The sequence below is a fragment of the Halomonas sp. DN3 genome (assembly GCF_024137905.1).
GTDB classification, from domain to species: Bacteria; Pseudomonadota; Gammaproteobacteria; order Pseudomonadales; family Halomonadaceae; genus Halomonas; species Halomonas litopenaei.
The window spans coordinates 4559706-4576313 of the sequence record NZ_CP099965.1 but is presented as its reverse complement, the minus strand read 5'-3'; the positions used below and the strand labels follow the sequence as shown (position 1 = coordinate 4576313).

The window sequence follows — 16608 nt, the reverse complement described above, 5'->3', positions numbered from 1 at the left end:
CCCATGAACGTCTCTTCCTCTGCGTCACTGGGCGCGCGTCTGCTGGCGCTGATCCTGGGGGCGCCCCTGGCGGCCCTGCTTGTCACCACGCCGTTGACCCTGGAGCGCCAGCTGGTGTTCGCCGGTGTCGGCATGCTGGCGTTGCTGGTGCTGGCTCGCCTGCGTGGTGGCTGGGTACGCCAGGCGATGATGCTGCTGTCGGTGCTGGTCTCTACCCGCTACCTGTATTGGCGTCTGAGCGAGACGCTGGTGTTCGATACCCAGGTCGAGGCGGTGTTCGGTTACGGTCTGCTGGCCGCCGAGTGCTACGCCTGGGTGATTCTGGTGCTGGGGTACTTCCAGATCGCCTGGCCGCTGGAGCGCGCGATCCGGCCGATGCCACCGGATGCGACGCGCTGGCCGACGGTGGACATCTATATCCCCACCTATAACGAGAGCCTCGAGGTGGTGCGGGACACGGTGCTGGCCGCCCAGAACATCGATTACCCGGCGGATCGCACGCGCATCTATGTGCTGGACGATGGCAAGCGCCCCGAGTTCGGCGCCTTCGCTGCGGCGGTGGGTGTCGGCTACATCACCCGGGAAGACAACAGCCACGCCAAGGCGGGCAACCTCAATCACGCCATGGGGCTGACCGACGGCGAGCTGATCTGCGTATTCGACTGCGACCATGTGGCGACCCGGGCCTTTCTGCAGGCCACGGTGGGGGAGTTTGTCACCGACGAGCGGTTGGCGCTGTTGCAGACGCCTCACCACTTCTATTCTCCGGATCCGTTCGAGCGCAATCTCGTCGCCGGGGCGGATATCCCCAACGAAGGGGAGCTGTTCTACGGGCCGGTGCAGAAGGGCAACGATTACTGGAATGCGGCCTTCTTCTGCGGTTCCTGTGCACTGATGCGGCGTAGCGCACTGGAAGAGATCGGCGGCTTCGCGGTGGAAACCGTGACCGAGGATGCCCATACCGCCCTCAAGCTGCAGCGGCGTGGCTGGAACACGGCCTTCCTGGGGGTGCGCCTGGCCGCTGGCCTGGCCACCGAGCGACTGTCTCTGCACATCGGCCAGCGGGCCCGCTGGGCCAGGGGCATGACCCAGATCTTCCGGCTGGACAATCCATTGTGGGGGCGTGGCCTGCGCCTGCCGCAGCGGCTTTGCTACCTCAACGCCATGCTGCACTTCCAGTTCGCCATGCCCCGCCTGGTGTTCCTGACCGCGCCCCTGGCCTACCTGTTGTTTGATCTGCACGTGATTGCCTCGTCGCCGCAGATGATCGCCGTCTACGCGTTGCCGCATCTGTTTCATGCGATCTACACCAACTCGCGGCTGGTGGGGCGCTTCCGCTACTCCTTCTGGGGCGAGATCTACGAAAGCGTGCTGGCCTTTCACTTGCTCAAGCCGACCCTGGTGACCCTGCTCAGCCCGCGGCGGGGCAAGTTCAATGTCACCGAGAAGGGCGGACTGCTGGAGGAGGGCTACTTCGATGGTGAGGCGGTGCGCCCCCATCTGTTCGTGCTTGGTCTGTTGGTGGCGGCGGTGGTGTGGGGACTGGTGCGGGTCTTCTGGAGTGATCTGTTCGATGTCCAGACCAGCGTCATGCTGTTCAATGTGATGTGGGCCTCCGTCAGCATTCTGGTGCTGCTGGCGGCCATCGCGGTGGCGCGGGAAACACGCCAGCTGCGGCGCTCGGTGCGGGTCGAGGCGCGCCTTCCGGTGGTGTTGCACCTGGCCAGTGGCCATGCGGTGCAGAGCTGGACCACCAACCTGTCCATGGGGGGCGCCCTGGTGGAGGGCAAGCGCTCGGCCCTGGGCAGCGAGGTGGAGTGCCTGGAGATCACCTTCAATCGACGGGGGCTGATGTTCCCCGTGTGTTCGGTCAACGCCTCCGGTACCGATGACTCACTGCGCTTTCGTTTCGATGAGTTGCCGCTTCGCCAGCGCAGAGAGCTGGTGCGGGTGGTCATGGGGCGTGCCGACGCCTGGATTCCCGAGGCGCCGCATCCCCAGGACCGGCCATTGGCGTCGCTGTGGCATGTGGTGCGCTCGGTGGTGGGGCTGTTCTTTCACCAGTGGCAGCAGAAGGGGCTGCACTTCCGCAGCCCGATGCGCGGGCTGACCCGCGGGCGCTTCAGTCGAGGCTGGCTGGCGCCGGTGATGCTGGTGGCCACCATCGTGCTCGGGGTCTTGATGGTCTCGCACCGGGTCTGGGCCCAGGTCCCGGCACCGACGATCGGCGTGACGGACGAGGCCGGCGGTTTAGGTGTCGTGCCGGGTGACACCTCGGTACCGGGCGAGACGCTGCCCCCGCTGCGCTTCGGCGAGGATGGTCGGCTGGATCTGGACAGCGTCAGCCAGCCGTTGCAACCGACCCAGCGTGAGTTGTCGATCCCGCTGCTGGCCACGGATGAGACCTTGCGACTGACCCCGAGCGCCCGGCTTTCGGGCACTGCGTTCTCGCTGCGCGACGATGAGGTGGCGGTGGCTGCCTCGCTGTCGCTGTCGCTGTCTCACCGTGGCCTGCCGGCCGACAGCCAGCTCGGGGTGCTGCTCAACGGCGAGACGCTTCAGACCATCGACCTTGACCAGTTCAACGCCGGTGGCATGACCCAGCGCCTGGATATCCCTTCGGCCCTGATCCTGCCCTTCAATCGGCTGGAGTTTCGCCTGCTGGGGCAGGCGACCCAGCAGTGCCACGGCGATGACCAGGCCGTCGGCAGGGTGGAGATCGCTTCCGAATCCAGGCTGGCCTTGACCCTGCAGCGGCTGCCGACCCCCGACGAGCTGGCCCGCCTGCCGAGGCCCTTCATCGATGCCGCGACGGCGGATGTCAATCGGGTGGCGATGGTGATGGCCCGCGATGCGTCGGAGGCCCAGTTGCGCGGGGCGGCCATCATTGCCTCGCACTTCGGACGCTACGCCGAGGCCGGGCAGCTACAGGTCGAGGCGCTTTACGATCGCCTGCCGCTGGACAACGCCGTGGTGATCGGGCGCTCGGGGCAACGTCTGGCGGGCTTGACCCTGCCGCAGGTCGAGGGGCCGACCCTGTTGATGCGTCCCAATCCGCGCAACCCGCTGTTCAAGCTGCTGCTGATGGTGGGAAACAGTGACGTCGAGGTGGCCCGGGCCGCCCGCGGTCTGGCGCTGTCGGGACTCGGGGAGAGTCTCGATAGCGCAGCGCCGGCGACGCTGAACGGCGAACGGCTGCGCCTTGATGGCGAACGACTGAGTCCGCCAGCCCCTCGCGAGCCCTATGACGCGCCGCGCTGGGTCGATGTCGAAACCCCGGCCAGCCTGGCCTCGTTGGGCGAACCCGAGGGCTTCGTGGCACGCGGGCTGTCCGCCCGGGAGCACGCCCTGAGCCTGAGGGTGCCGCCGGATCTGTTCCTGTGGCCCGGTCAGAACTATCGGCTGAGGGTCGACTATCGTTTTCCTGACGAGCCCTGGCTCGATCCCATCGCCTCGAGCCTCGATGTCAGCCTCAACGGCGAATATCTCGCGGCCTTGCCGGTGGAGTCGGGCAAGGCGCTGGAGCGTCTGTGGCAACGTCTGGTCGGCGCCGGCCGGGAGCAGAGTGCCGAGGTCCTGCTGCCCAGGGACCTGCTCTACGGCAACAATCGCCTGCAGTTCTACTTTCACCTGGTGGTGGCAGACGGGGTCGACTGCGCGCCGGGGCTGGGTGAGGACGCCATCAGTCGAATCCTGCCCACCACCACGCTGGATCTGCGTCGGGCAGAGCACTTCAGCGTCATGCCGTCGCTGTCGTCCTTCGTCAGCGCGGGGTTTCCGTTCTCGCGTCAGGCGGATCTTGGCGCCAGCGTGGCGCTGGTGCCCGAGGCCGCTGACGAGAGCGAGCTGTCGGCGCTGTTGACCAGCGTGGGCCGTATCGCCGGCGCTACCGGTTATCCCGCCCTTGGCATCGAGGTGCGTCGAGGGCTTTCCCTCACCGGCGATCTGGTCGACAAGGACCTGCTGGTGGTCGCCGACCTCGCCAGTCTGGCGCAGACGTCGCTGTTCGACGCCGGCGTGTACCGGGCCGACGAGGGGCGTCTGGCGGTGGCCGAGGTGCCCTGGATGGAGCGCTGGCGCTATTGGCTCCTGGGTGACTGGCGGCCGCTGTGGCGAGAGGTCGCCCAGGCGCTGCAGGACAGCGAGGTGTCCCAGGGGCTGGTCAGCCTGCCGTCACCCTTGAACCGTTCGCGCTTCGTGGTCGCGGCGGTCGCCGATGACGCCGAGGCGCTGCCGTCGCTGGTGGCGCGACTGGGCGACGACGAGGTAAGCCGCTCGGTGTATGGCGATCTGGCGCTGATCCCCGCAGAGGGCAGTGCCGAGAGCTTTCGCGCAGGGCCGCGTCAGGGCGTCGGTGAGATGCCCTGGCACATGAGGTTGCGCTGGATGCTGGGCCAGAACCTGGTGGCCATGGCGCTGCTGCTGCTGGTGGTGGTGACACTGCTGGGGCTGGTCTGCCACCGGGGACTGGCTCGCCGTGCTGCACGGCGCCTGCAGGGGGGCCAGGCCGACGCTCCTGAAGCCCAGGCCGATGCTCCTGAAGACCAGGCCGACGCTCCTGGAGGCCGCGTCGACCACCCGGTGGCCGACGGCAAGGGACAGAGTGACAACACCAGGGGAGCGCCACGCCGATGAAACACTTGCGTTTGTTCAAGGCTCGCAGCGCCGGTGCGGCAGGACTGCTGTCGTACTCCCTGCTGTCATTGACGCTGTCTTCCCTTCCGGTGCTGGCGCAGGACCAGAGTCCGGCCCAGGCCCAGGGGACCGATCAGGCCCTGGCGCCGCTGTTCGAGCAGGCTCGCTTCTGGCGGGATCGGCAGCGCGCCGATCTGGCCGAGCAGTCCCTCGAGCGGGTGCTCGATGCCGACCCGGGCAACCGGCGTGCCCTCTACCTGCTGGCGGAATATGCGCTGACCGATGGCGATATGGAGAAGGCCAGTCGCTGGCAGGCGCGGTTGGCCGAGGTGGCCCCGGAGGATGACCGGGTCGAGGCGCTGGCGCAGGAACAGAAGCTGCGGCGTGCCGACGGCCAGCGGCTTGCCGAGGCCCGCTCCCAGGCGGCGGCGGGCAACTACGCCGAAGCCATGGCCAGCTATCGGGCGGTGCTCGAGGGCGACGCGGTTCCGCCGAGGCTGGCGCCGGAGGTCTACCTGACCCTGGCCGGCACCGACAATGGCTGGAGCGAGGCTCGCGACCGCCTGGCGGCGATGGCGCGTGAACATCCCGACGAGCCGGCGCTGGCCACCGCGCTGGGCCAGGTGCTGAGCTATCGTGAAGCCACGCGTCGCCAGGGTATCGAGCGTCTGGCCGAGCGCGCTGCGACCGGCGATGCGACCGGCGATGCGGCCGCCGATCGCGCCTGGCGTCAGGCGCTGGAGTGGCTCGAGGCGACCCCCGCAGACGAGCACCTGTATGCCGCCTATCAGCAGGCGCACCCAGAGGATAGCCAGATCGCCGAGCTGTTCGCCGACAAGATGACCCTGCCGCCGGAGCGCGAGGCGGCCCAGGCCAGGGCTCAGGGGTACGACAGCCTGGAGCAGCAGCGGCTGGACCAGGCCGAGGCGCAGTTCCAGCAGGTGCTCGAGCAGACCCCGGACGACGCCGATGCCCAGGGCGGGCTGGGGCTGACCCTGCTGCGCCAGCAACGTTTCGCCGAGGCGCGAGACGCGCTGGAGCAGGCGATCCGGCTGGCACCCGAGCGACGCGACCAATGGCAGGCCGCCTACGAAAGCGCGGCCTTCTATGCTCGACTGGGGGAGGCGCGGGCCCAGGCCAGGGCGGGGCGACTGGATCGTGCGCTCGAACTGGTGACGCCGCTGACCCGTGGTGGCGGCGACGGGGCGCGGGCGGCGACCTTGCTGCAGGCCGATCTGCTCAAGCGCCAGGGACGTCTCGATCAGGCCGAACAACGTTACCTCAGTCTGGGCAATGACACTTCGGCAAAGCTCGGTCTGGTCGACGTCTATCGACGCCAGCAGCGCTGGTCCGAGGCCGAGGCGCTGGCCGCCAGTCTGCCAGCCAGCGCTCGTGCCCAGCTTGGCGACCTGGGCGCCGCCCGGGCCCAGGCGCTGCGGCAGCAGGCCGCCGGTCAGAGCGCCAGCGAGGCGGAAGCGACCCTTCGCGAAGCGCTGGCGCTGGCGCCCGCGGACCCCTGGGTGCGCCTGGATCTGGCTCGGCTGCTGGACCGCCAGGGGCGCGTCGACGAGGCTGGCCACCTGGTTCGCCCGCTCAACCTGAGCGAGGCCAGCGCGCCCCAGCTTCAGGCCGCGGCGCTGTATGCCAGTGAAAAGGGCGACTGGGACCAGACCCGACGCTATCTGGCGGCGATCCCGCTGGCACTGCGCGACGAGGACATCCAGCGACTGGCCGATCAGGCCGAGGCTCAGTCGGCGTTGGCGGCCGCCGAAGCGGCCTGGGACCGGGGGGATCGCGCCTCGGCGCTGGAGCGTCTCGATGAGGTACTGACCAGCACCAGCGATCCGGGAGTCCGCGCCCAGGTGGCCCAGCGCTATCAGCAGATGGGACTGACCAGCCGGGCCCTCGAGCTGGTCGAGGCCGATACCGCCGGCGAGCTGGACGCGCCGGTGGAAGCCTACACCGGCTACGTGGCGGTGCTGGCGAGCGCCGGCCGCGACCGCCAGGCCAAGGCGCTGGTGCAGCGACTCGAGGCGCGCGACGACTTTGGCCTGGCGGCTCGTGCGGCGCTGGACGAAGCGATGATCGGCGCCCGGGTCGCCCAGGCGGACCGGCTGCGCCAGCAGGGCCAGCTGGCCAGCGCCTATGATGTGCTGGCCAGCGCCCTGCGCGAGCGCCCCGAGGATCAGGCGCTGCTGCTGGCGATGGCGCGGCTGTATCAGGACGGGGGGCGCCAGCGTCAGGCGGGGCAGCTCTACGACTACACGCTGAGCCGTTTTCCCGAGAGCGATGACGCCCGCCTGGGGGCCGCGGATGCGGCCCTGGCCCAGGGCGATAGCGTGCGAGCGTCGCGGCTTTTGGTGGCGCCGCCGGCCAACGCTCAGGATCGACCTCGCTGGCTGCTGTCGCGGGCGGGGCTGGCCCGGGCCCAGGGCCAGGACCGCCAGGCCCTGGCGCTGTTGCGTGAGGCGCGCAGCGAGCTGCGCGCCGATCCGCAGCAGTCGCTGGCGCTGGCCACGACCACCGGCGACAACCCCTTCGAGAACGCCAGCGGTGGCGCTGGTGGAGGACGGCCGGCCTGGCTGCCTGGCGGCTCGTTGTCCGCGGGCGCTGGCTCAGTGACGGGATCAGGAGCTGGAGCAGGGGCTGGTGCCTCGGCCGATGAGGCAGCTCCTCAGGCTTCGCCGCTGATCGATGAGGTCGAGCGGATGATGGCCGAGGTGCGCCGCGCGGTATCGCCCAAGGCACAGGGCGGGCTCGCTCTGGTGGTGCGCAGTGGTGAGGAAGGCCTGAGTCAGTTCGATAGGGTGGAAACGCCCACCACCTTCACCTCCGGCGATTTTTCCTCGGTCTTTGGTCGCTCCCGCGCTGAGCTGACGGTGACCCCGGCCTACGGGTCCGCCGGTACGCCCTCCGGCGACGCCGAGCGTCGCTTCGGCCGCATGGCGATCGTCGAGGCCATCGGTGAGCTGGCAAGCGATGACGATGTCAGCGCCGGGGTCACCGGCGACTACCTGTCCCGGCTGGGGCAGGTGGGGGGCGACGGCCTGGACGTATCGGCGGATTCCCAGAGCGACGCCGGGGTGGGGCTGTCGCTGGGCTTTCGCAGCGATCTGCTGGACGTGGACGTCGGCACCACTCCGCTGGGCTTCGACCAGTCCCAACTGGTCGGGGGCCTGCGCCTGCACCCGAAGGTAGGCGATTCCGGGGAGTTCACCCTGACCGCGGAACGCCGCGCGGTGAAGGATAGCCTGTTGTCCTACGCTGGCACCCGTGATCCGGTCAGCGGCGAGCACTGGGGCGGCGTGGTCAAGACCGGGGGGGCGCTGGGTTACAGCTTCGACAATGGCGACAGCGGTGCCTACGTCAGCCTGGGCGGCTATCGCTACACCGGTGACAACGTGGCCGACAACGACTCGCTGGAGGCGGGTATGGGGGCTTACCTGCGGCCGATCAACGAGCGTGACCGCGAGCTCAAGGCCGGGGTGCACGTCAACTACCTCGACTTCGATCGCAACCTGAGTCGCTACTCGTTCGGGCACGGGGGCTACTTCAGCCCGCAGGACCATATCAGTGTGGCCTTCCCGGTCAGCTTCAGCGAGCAGCGTGGGCGTTGGTCCTATTCCGCCAGGGTGTCGCCGGGCTTCCAGAGCTACTCCGAGGCGGCGGAGGACTTCTTCCCCACCGACGGCGAATCCCAGGCGCTGCTCGATGACCTGGCCGATGCCGACGCTGCGGTGGAGTCGCGCTACAGCGCCTCCAGCGAAAGCGGCTTTGGCCTGACCCTGGGAGGCGACGCCTCCTACCAACTGACCAATGACATGAAGGTGGGTGGCCGCCTTGGCTACGACACCTTCGGCGACTATGACGAGACCTCGGCATGGCTGTACCTGGACTACACCCTTGGGGGAGCAGATGAGTGACCTTGACGCGGCCCGGCGCCGCTCGCTCGCGTACTTCGACAGCACCCACTGTGCGTCACAGTGGAACGATGTGCTGCGCTTCCTGCTGGAAGAGTTGTATGCCTCCGGCGGCGAGCAGGACGCAGGCGCTTTTCTGCGCCATATCGGGGCCAGAATGGCCAGTGAACTGACGCTGCCCGACCAGCAGACCCTGGAGGGGCTCGAGCGAACCCTCAACGAGCTTTGGCGTGCGCGCGATTGGGGCTGGGTGTCATTGACCGCCGGGGAAACTCGGCTGACCATCGAACATGGTGCCTATCCCGTTGCCGGTCACAGCGAGGCCGAGCGAGCCCGCGGCGCCCGTGCCGCCAGTGCGCTGCTGGCCGGGGCCTATGGTGTATGGCTGGAACGCCAGGGGGGCGATAGCTCGGTGCCCCTTCGGGTGGTGACGGCAGAGGCGGGAAAACCTCTGGAGTTCGTCTATGCAAGGGAAGAAGTCGCCGGCCACTGATGCCGGCCCGTGTTGGCGCCGATTGACGGCGATGTTGCTGGTCGCCGTGGCCTCCTTGACCTTTGCCCTTGCGGCACCGGCCGACGAGAGCTGGGAGCGTTACAAGAGCCGCTTCATGAGCGCCGACGGTCGCATTCTCGACAGCGGCAACGGCGACGTTAGCCACTCGGAAGGGCAGGGTTTCGGCATGCTGCTGGCGGAGGCCCAGGGCGATCGCGAGGCCTTCGATCGGCTATGGCAGTGGACCCGGCTGCATCTGGCGCGGACCGATGTGGCGCTGTTTTCCTGGCGCTACGACCCCACCAACGTGCCACCGGTGGCGGACCCCAACAATGCCAGTGATGGCGACATCCTGATCGCCTGGGCGCTGCAGCGCGCCGCCAGTCGTTGGCAGGAACCCCGCTACGCCCAGGCGGCCGCGATGATCCGCGAGGCCATCGCCGAGTATCTGGTGGTGCAGCGCGGCGGCTACCGGGTGCTGCTGCCGGGGGTGCAGGGGTTTCGTGGCGAGGATCATGTCGACCTCAACCTGTCCTACTGGGTGATGCCGGCGTTGCTCGACTTTGCTCAGGCGGAGCCGGATGCGGGCTGGGAAACGCTGGTGGAAGACGGCCTGAGGTTGCTGGAGCAAGGCCGCTTCGGCCGCTATCGATTGCCCACCGACTGGCTGCGGCTTGACGCCGACGGCAGCCTGGCTCCGGCGCCGGGCTGGCCACCCCGCTTCGGCTTTGATGCGGTGCGCATCCCCCTCTACCTGGCCTGGGCAGACCAGCTCGATCGTCCCGGTGTCTCGCCGATCCTGGCCTTGTGGAACGATCCCGCTCGCCAGCCACCGCCGGCCTGGATCGACGTCCACAGCGAGGCCCGGGCGGAGTACGCCGCCTCCCGCGGGGTGCTGGCGATTCGCGCGCTGGCCGGTCGCGACCGCCGGGCGATGCCTGCGGGCCTGGCCCCCGGCGACGACTACTATTCGGCCTCGCTGCTGCTGCTGGCGAGACTGGCCCAGCGCGAGTCGGCCCCTGGACCGGACTAGTCTTCGTTGTGGGACCAATGCTCGAGCACAAGCCTGTTCCCTCAGGCGGTCCTGGAAGGCCTAGAAGTCGTAGGACAGCGAGGCGCTGATCACGTCGTATTCGGTACCACTGCTGCCCAGTGTCGTCTGTCCCGCGAGGGTAAAGTCCACGTCGGGGCCGAGTCGCTGGGTAGCGCCGAGTTCCAGCACGGTACGATCGTCATCGCCCCCGTCGAGGAAGTCGGCGTCGTCATCCACGTCGCTGGACACGTCGTAGTGGTAGAGCAGGCCACCGAACAGCCGGCCGGTGAAGACGTCGGCGCCGAGCCGAACCCCGGCAAAGACTTCGCCGGTCTCTTCGCCGTAGTCGGTTTCTCCCACCAGATAGTCGCCATCCACATCGTCATCCAGGTAGGTCCCGCCAAGGGTCAGGCTTGTGTCGATCCGGTGATGGCCCGTCAGCTGATAGCTCGGCAGGTGATAGGTGGCGGCGCCGCGAGCGCCCCAGCGATCGCCGTCGAGGTCGATGCCTTCGACCAGATAGTCGCGCCGTGCGGTGCCGTCCAGGTCCTGATACAGAAAGGTAGCGTCCAGCACCAGGCGGTCATTAAGCAGGGCTATGGCGACGTAGGGCGCGATCATCTCGCCGCCCAGGTCGGTGTTCCCGCCACTTCTTCCATCCAGGTACATCTCGCTCTTGCCGGCGGCCACGCCGACCAGCAGGTTGCGGTAGCGGTAGTCGATGCCCAGCAGGGCGACCTTGCCGTCGCCGGAGTAGTCCGAACTTCGGGTGTCGCCGTCGAGATCGCCGATCTCGGCGGTGCTCCAGACACTAGCGCCCGGTTGACGCTGATAGGGGCTGTCGCCGAGAGGGGCCATGGCGGCGTCGATGCGCTGGGTGATCGGCCGAAAGTTCTGGGTCAGGGCCTGCTTCTGGGCGCCGTACAGCGCCTGGTCGAGTTCCAGCAGGCCAAGTTCATCGGCCAGGGCGAGGGTGCGATCGCGGCCAAGCGAATCGAGTCGCCCGGCGAGCAGCACCTTTCCTTCGCCGTCGGTGAGCACCACGGGGGTCTGTCCATCGATCTCTGCCAGGGTGATGCCCGCAGGCAGCCTCAGGGCGACGGGGCTGCCATTGACGCGCGCAAACACACGGCTTCCTCCGGTCACCGCCTCCTGACCGAGCAACTCCAGGGTCAAGGGACGATCTTCCAGGGTGCCGACGAAGGTGGTGGCGCTCTGGTCGAGTGGCACGAGGTCGACCTCGAGGGCGAGGGCACTCGACGAGGCGCTGCCAAGGGCCAGCGCGATCGGAAGGGATCGCCAGGCACATAGCGTTGAGGCGATGTGGCGGGGAGTCCAGGAGGACGAGGAGAACCGTGTCTTGTGCATGGGATCTTCCTTGATGGGCGAAGCCGGCTTCCTGCCAGGCTGTCTGGTGTGGCACCTGACGCTGGCGAGGCGATCATGAAGATCAGTGGTCGATGACGTCGACTTCAGGGGTTGGTATGAGCGACGGTCATTGTTAAGCATCAAGGTTTGTGGGGTGCGAAATCCTGTGCAGATAATGCCGATTTGATGAAGGTTTGGCGGTTTATCGGCAAAGATGGTGTCAATTTCGTCGCAAATGTTGGAGATCACACACCTGAGGAAAGCCAGACGTGAGGCGCTGACAGGGGACTCCGGGTGCGCCAGGGCACACGAGAGTGCGCAGTCGCTCGCGAGGACTCGCTCCCCGGCGACGGGCGGACAGGGTCTGGCGGGGTGCCTGGAGTGGTCCGGCTGGGAGGAGCCTCAGCTCGCCAGGGGCGCCAGGGTGTCGAGCAGCGACTGCAGGAAATCCAGACCCTGGTGGAAGTGGCGCTGCAGAAAGCGACCGAGGTCGGTCATCAGAACCATCAGCAGTGCCAGGCCGACGCTGAGAGAGGTGGGGAAGCCGATATTGAATACGGTCAGCTGGGGTGCTGCGCGATTGAGGATGCCGAGTGCCAGGTTGATGGTCAGCAGCGGGGCGACCAGTGGCAGCGCCAGCAGCAGGCCGGTGGCAAAGATGGTACCGCCGTAGCGGGCCAGCAGGATGAAGGCTTCGGGGTTGAAGCGCTGGATGCCGATGGGCAGGGTCTCGAAGCTGGTGATCAACAGTTCCAGCACGATCAGGTGGCCATTCACCGCCAGGAACATCAGTAGCGTGATCATGTACAGGAAGCGTGAGATCACGACCATGTTGGTGCCGCTGGAAGGATCGAAGAAGGTGGCGAAGGCCAGGCCCATCTGCAGCCCGATAAATTCACCGGTGGCCTGTACCACCACCAGGATGACCCGCACGCACAGGCCCATGGCCACGCCGATGATCAGCTGTTCGACCACCAGGCCGAGGCCAGCCCAGGAGGCCACCGGGACATCGGGCAGCGGTGGCAGCATCGGCGAGATGACCACGCTGGTGGCACCGGCCAGCCCGATCTTGGCCTGGGTAGGCACCGCGCTGTGGCCCCATAGGGGGGCGCTCAGCATCAGCGCGGTGATGCGCATGAACGGCCACAGGAACAGGCTGAGCCAGGCATGCAGCTGGGTGAAGGTGATCTCGACCATCAGGACGCGGGCGCCTCGGGGATAGGGCCGGTGGCTTCAGCGCAGGTGGCCCGGCTCAGGACACCAGCGCCGGGATACTGGTAAACAGTTCCCGGGTGAAGGTGATGATCAGCTGCAGCAGCCAGGGGCCGGCCAGCACCAGCACGGCAAACACGGCCAGGATCTTGGGAATGAACGACAGCGTCATCTCGTTGATCTGGGTAGCGGCCTGGAACAGGCTGACCAGCAGGCCGGTGAACAGCGCGGTAAGCAGCAGCGGCGCCCCCAGCAGCAGGGTCACGCGCATGCCCTGGTAGGCCAGGCTCATGACGGTTTCGGGATGCATGACGAGTCTCCTTGCTGGCGTCGCCTTGTCTGGGCCCGTAGGCCCTGCCATCGGGGCCTTGGCCGGGGGCTTATGATCGGGGCCTTGGCCGGGGGCTGTGATCGGGGCCTTGGCCGGGGGCTGTGATCGGGGCCTTGGCCGGGGGCTGTGATCGGGGCCTTGGCCGGGGGCTGTGATCGGGGCCTATAAATAGAAGCTTTCCGCCATCGAGCCGATGATCAGCTGCCAGCCGTCCACCAGCACGAACAGCATCAGCTTGAACGGCATCGAAATGGTCACCGGCGGGACCATCATCATGCCCAGTGACATCAGCACGCTGGCGACCACCAGGTCGATGATCAGAAAGGGGATGAAGATGGTGAAGCCGATCTGGAAGGCGGTCTTCAGCTCGCTGGTGACGAAGGCCGGTACCAGCACCTGCAACGGCACGTCCTCGGGACCGGCCAGGGGGCCGACCTCGGACAGGCGGGCAAACATGGCGAGGTCCGGTTCTCGGGTCTGGCCCAGCATGAACTCGCGAAAGGGCTGCTGGGCGAGCTCGATGAACTGGCCAAAATCGATGGCGTCGGTGGACAGCGGCAGCCAGGCGTCCTGGTAAACGTCGCTGAGCACCGGCGACATGATGAAGGCGGTCAGAAACAGCGCCAGGCCCAGCAGCACCTGGTTGGGCGGCGTCGAGGCGGTGCCCATGGCGGTACGCAGCAGGCTCAGCACGATGATGATGCGGGTAAAGCTGGTCATCATCAGCAGCGCCGTGGGCAGAAAGGCCATGGCGCTGAGCAGCAGCAGGGTCTGCAGCGAAAGCGACCATTTCTGCCCGCCGTCGGCCATGGGTTCACTGATCAGGCCCGGGATCTGCTGGGCCTGGGCCGGACCGGCAGCCAGCAGACAGACAACCAGGGCCAGTCCGAGGCTGGCCACAAGTGGTGTCCAGGGTCGGGAGGAGAGGCAGCGCTGAAGAAGTATCAACTGTCGCATCACCGCTCTCGCCGACCAAGGTTGGCCTTGAGAGCCTGGCCCAGGCGCTCGCCAAAGCTGTCACCCTGCGGCGCGTCCGGCTGGGCGGGCGTCGCCTCGTCGGTCGGAGCGGGCAGGCTGTCCAGCCGATTGACCTGACCGCCGCCGACGCCGAGCACCAGCCAGCGATCCTGGACCTGGACCACCACCACTCGCTCGCGCTGACCGACGGCGGTAGAGCCGACCACCTTGAGTCGGGACTGCTGGCCGTGAAAGCCGCCGCCCCGCCGCTTCAGCCAGGCGGAAAGCCCCAGCAGGATGGCGATGATCAGTGCCAGGGCGGCGGCGGTCTTGCCCAGCATGGCCAGTCCCAGCAGGCTGTCGCCCCCCTGGGCCAGTCCGTCGACGGCGGCGCTGGAGGTGGTCTCGTTCATCGGTTGAGCTTCTGCACCCGCTCGGAGGGGGTGATGATCTCGGTGATACGGATGCCGTAGCGGTCCTCGACCACCACGACTTCGCCCTGGGCGATCAGGTAGCCGTTGATCAGGATGTCCATCGGCTCACCCGCCAGCCCCTCCAGTTCCACCACCGAGCCCTGGGCCAGTTCCAGCAACTGCTTGATGGTCAGGCGGGTGCGACCAAGCTCCACGGTCAGCTTGACCGGGATATCCATGATCATGTCGAGCTCGCGGGCAGCGCTGGAGGAGGTGCTTTCACCGAGCGGGCGGAACACGCTGTCTCCTGCGGCGCGCGCTGCGGCAGGGGTATCGCCTGGGGCCTGCTCGCCTTGATTTTCCTCGGCGGCCTGCTGTTCGGCCATGGCATCGGCCCAGGGGTCGTCCTCGCCAGCGCCATCGCTGGTGGCATCGTCCTTTTGTTCGGACATGGCGGCGGCCCAGTCGTCGTCGCCGACAGGGGAGTCGGGTTTATTGGGGTCAGTCATGGTGCGATTCCTTGGAAGGAGGCCGAGAGCCTTTGACGAAGGCGTTGCTGGGCTGGTGACCGGCGGCGTGGTCGAACATCCGCAGGACTCGGAGGGCGCGCTGGTCGCGCTGGCTGCCGTATTCGCACTCCATCACCGGCACCTCGTCGACCTGGGCGGTGACGGTATCGGGCAGTTCGAGCGGCAGGATGTCGCCGACCTTCAGCGCCATCACCTCGGCGATGCGCGAGTCGATGGTGGCGAAGTTGGCCACCAGCTCTACCTCTGGATGACGCAGCTCGCCGGCCATGCGCCGGTGGAAGGCGCCGTCCTTGTCGCGACTGTTCTCGCTCAACGGGTTGGTCAGCAGGTCCTTGAGCGGTTCGATCATGCTGTAGGGCATGCAGATCTGGAAGCTGGACGAGAGGTTGCCGACCTCCAGATGGAAGCTGGTGCTGACCACGATCTCGTTGGGCGAGTTGGTGATGTTGGCGAACTTGGACTGCATCTCCGAGCGCAGGTAGCTGATGTCCAGCGGGTAGACGGACTTCCAGGCCTCGCTGTAGCCGTCGATGGCCATGTTCAGCACGCGCTGGATGATGCGCTGTTCGGTATTGGTGAACTCGCGCCCTTCGGACTTGGTGACGAAGCGGCCGTCACCGCCGAACAGGTTGTCCACCACCATGAACACCAGGCTCGGGGGAAACACGATCAGGGCCGAGCCCTTGAGCGGTTTCATGGCGATGATGTTGATGTTGGTGGGCACCGGCACGTTGCGCGAGAACTCGCTGTAGCTGAGGTAGCGCACGGCGTCGACGCTGATGTCGGCGCTGCGCCGCAGCAGGTTGAACATGCCGGTGCGGAAGTGGCGGGCGAAGCGCTCGTTGATGATGTCCAGGGCCTGCAGACGCTCGCGGATGATGCGCTGCTGATTGGCCGGATCGAAGGGGCGCAAGCGCCCTCGAGCTGCGTTGTCTTCGCCCTCGGCATCGTCGTCGCCGCTGACGCCCTTGAGCAGTGCGTCGATTTCTTCCTGGGACAGGAGATCGTCTTGAGACATGGGGGCGACCTATTGGACGATGAACTCGGTGAACAGCACATCATCGATATGGATGCGCGGACGCTCGGGGCCGAGCACGTCTTCCAGGGTGGCGACGATATCCTCGGCCAGGGCCTTCTTGCCGGATGCGCTGACCAGTGTCTCGGCCTCGCGGTCCGACAGCAGCAACAACAGCTGGTTACGCACCTGGGGACGGTGCTGTTCCAGCGTCTCGAGGCTAGCGTCATCGTTGAGCTTGAGGGTCAGGCCGGCGTACAACAGGCGCGGTCCGGCGTTGTCTTCGGCCAGGTTGACGGTGAAGGGCTCCAGCTTCAGGTAGATGGGCGCCGTATCGTCGACCGCGCCGGTGCTGGCCTGGGCCATATGCTCGCCGAAGGTGTCTGCTGATTCTGCGTGCGCCTTTTCCTGGTACAGCAGGTAGAACCCGGCCGCGGCACCGAAGGATGCGAGGATGACCAGGATCACCAGACACCAGATGAGCCGTCGAGATTTCGCCATGTCCTGAAGTCCTGAGCCGGTGGCCCCTCGAGGGGCGGTAATGTTCAAGCGTGCGGGCGTGCCACTTCTTTATTATGCCGTCAGGCATCGGTGATCGATGGCCAGAACAGGCACCGAGTTCGTGCCTATCTTGGGTATTTGTGAGGGGGAGCCCCGCCGCTCACGCTGTGCAGCGGCAGGGGGCGCCTGGAGGGGCGTGG

Annotated in this window: 12 protein-coding genes; 4 read left to right on the top strand and 8 right to left on the bottom strand. The window is 67.2% G+C overall.

The window, feature by feature from the left end:
* Positions 1-3: 3 nt before the first annotated feature.
* The 4 genes from bcsA to NKF27_RS19770 are packed head-to-tail and all read left to right on the top strand — an operon-like array spanning position 4 to position 10081.
* Entirely contained in the window at positions 4-4635 is a 4632-nt protein-coding gene (bcsA, locus tag NKF27_RS19785) for a UDP-forming cellulose synthase catalytic subunit (RefSeq protein ID WP_253554523.1), read from the top strand.
* On the top strand, positions 4632-8558 hold the full coding sequence (locus NKF27_RS19780; protein ID WP_253554521.1) for a cellulose biosynthesis protein BcsC: 3927 nt from the start codon (positions 4632-4634) through the stop codon (positions 8556-8558). The genes bcsA and NKF27_RS19780 overlap by 4 nt, the downstream gene beginning before the upstream one ends.
* Positions 8551-9048, top strand: a complete 498-nt coding sequence (gene bcsD, locus NKF27_RS19775) for a cellulose biosynthesis protein BcsD (RefSeq protein ID WP_253554520.1) — start codon at positions 8551-8553, stop codon at positions 9046-9048. Before NKF27_RS19780 ends, bcsD begins: the two co-directional genes overlap by 8 nt.
* A gap of 31 nt (positions 9049-9079) precedes the next feature.
* Complete coding sequence (locus NKF27_RS19770; protein WP_253554518.1) at positions 9080-10081, top strand: glycosyl hydrolase family 8; 1002 nt, start codon at positions 9080-9082, stop codon at positions 10079-10081.
* Between the two features lie 60 nt (positions 10082-10141).
* Here NKF27_RS19770 and NKF27_RS19765 read toward each other — a convergent pair whose 3' ends face one another.
* From NKF27_RS19765 to fliL, 8 genes are all read right to left on the bottom strand, one after another.
* Positions 10142-11449 (bottom strand): autotransporter outer membrane beta-barrel domain-containing protein, encoded by a 1308-nt coding sequence (locus tag NKF27_RS19765; RefSeq protein WP_253554515.1) that lies wholly within the window; start codon positions 11447-11449, stop codon positions 10142-10144.
* 402 nt (positions 11450-11851) lie between these two features.
* Positions 11852-12646: a flagellar biosynthetic protein FliR gene (gene fliR / locus NKF27_RS19760; protein ID WP_253554512.1), complete on the bottom strand. Its 795-nt coding sequence runs from the start codon at positions 12644-12646 to the stop codon at positions 11852-11854.
* A 55-nt stretch (positions 12647-12701) separates the two neighbouring features.
* Positions 12702-12971, bottom strand: coding sequence for a flagellar biosynthesis protein FliQ (fliQ, locus tag NKF27_RS19755; RefSeq protein ID WP_045992443.1), 270 nt, complete (start codon positions 12969-12971; stop codon positions 12702-12704).
* Positions 12972-13154: 183 nt separating this feature from the next.
* Positions 13155-13949, bottom strand: a complete 795-nt coding sequence (gene fliP / locus NKF27_RS19750) for a flagellar type III secretion system pore protein FliP (RefSeq protein WP_253554509.1) — start codon at positions 13947-13949, stop codon at positions 13155-13157.
* Positions 13949-14362, bottom strand: a complete 414-nt coding sequence (fliO, locus tag NKF27_RS19745) for a flagellar biosynthetic protein FliO (protein ID WP_045992441.1) — start codon at positions 14360-14362, stop codon at positions 13949-13951. Before fliO ends, fliP begins: the two co-directional genes overlap by 1 nt.
* Complete coding sequence (fliN, locus tag NKF27_RS19740; protein WP_253554507.1) at positions 14359-14871, bottom strand: flagellar motor switch protein FliN; 513 nt, start codon at positions 14869-14871, stop codon at positions 14359-14361. Before fliN ends, fliO begins: the two co-directional genes overlap by 4 nt.
* A complete protein-coding gene (gene fliM, locus NKF27_RS19735) occupies positions 14864-15910 on the bottom strand; it encodes a flagellar motor switch protein FliM (protein ID WP_045992439.1) in 1047 nt (348 codons plus the stop codon). The genes fliN and fliM overlap by 8 nt, the downstream gene beginning before the upstream one ends.
* 9 nt (positions 15911-15919) lie before the next feature.
* A complete protein-coding gene (gene fliL, locus NKF27_RS19730) occupies positions 15920-16408 on the bottom strand; it encodes a flagellar basal body-associated protein FliL (protein WP_253554505.1) in 489 nt (162 codons plus the stop codon).
* Between the last annotated feature and the right edge of the window lie 200 nt (positions 16409-16608).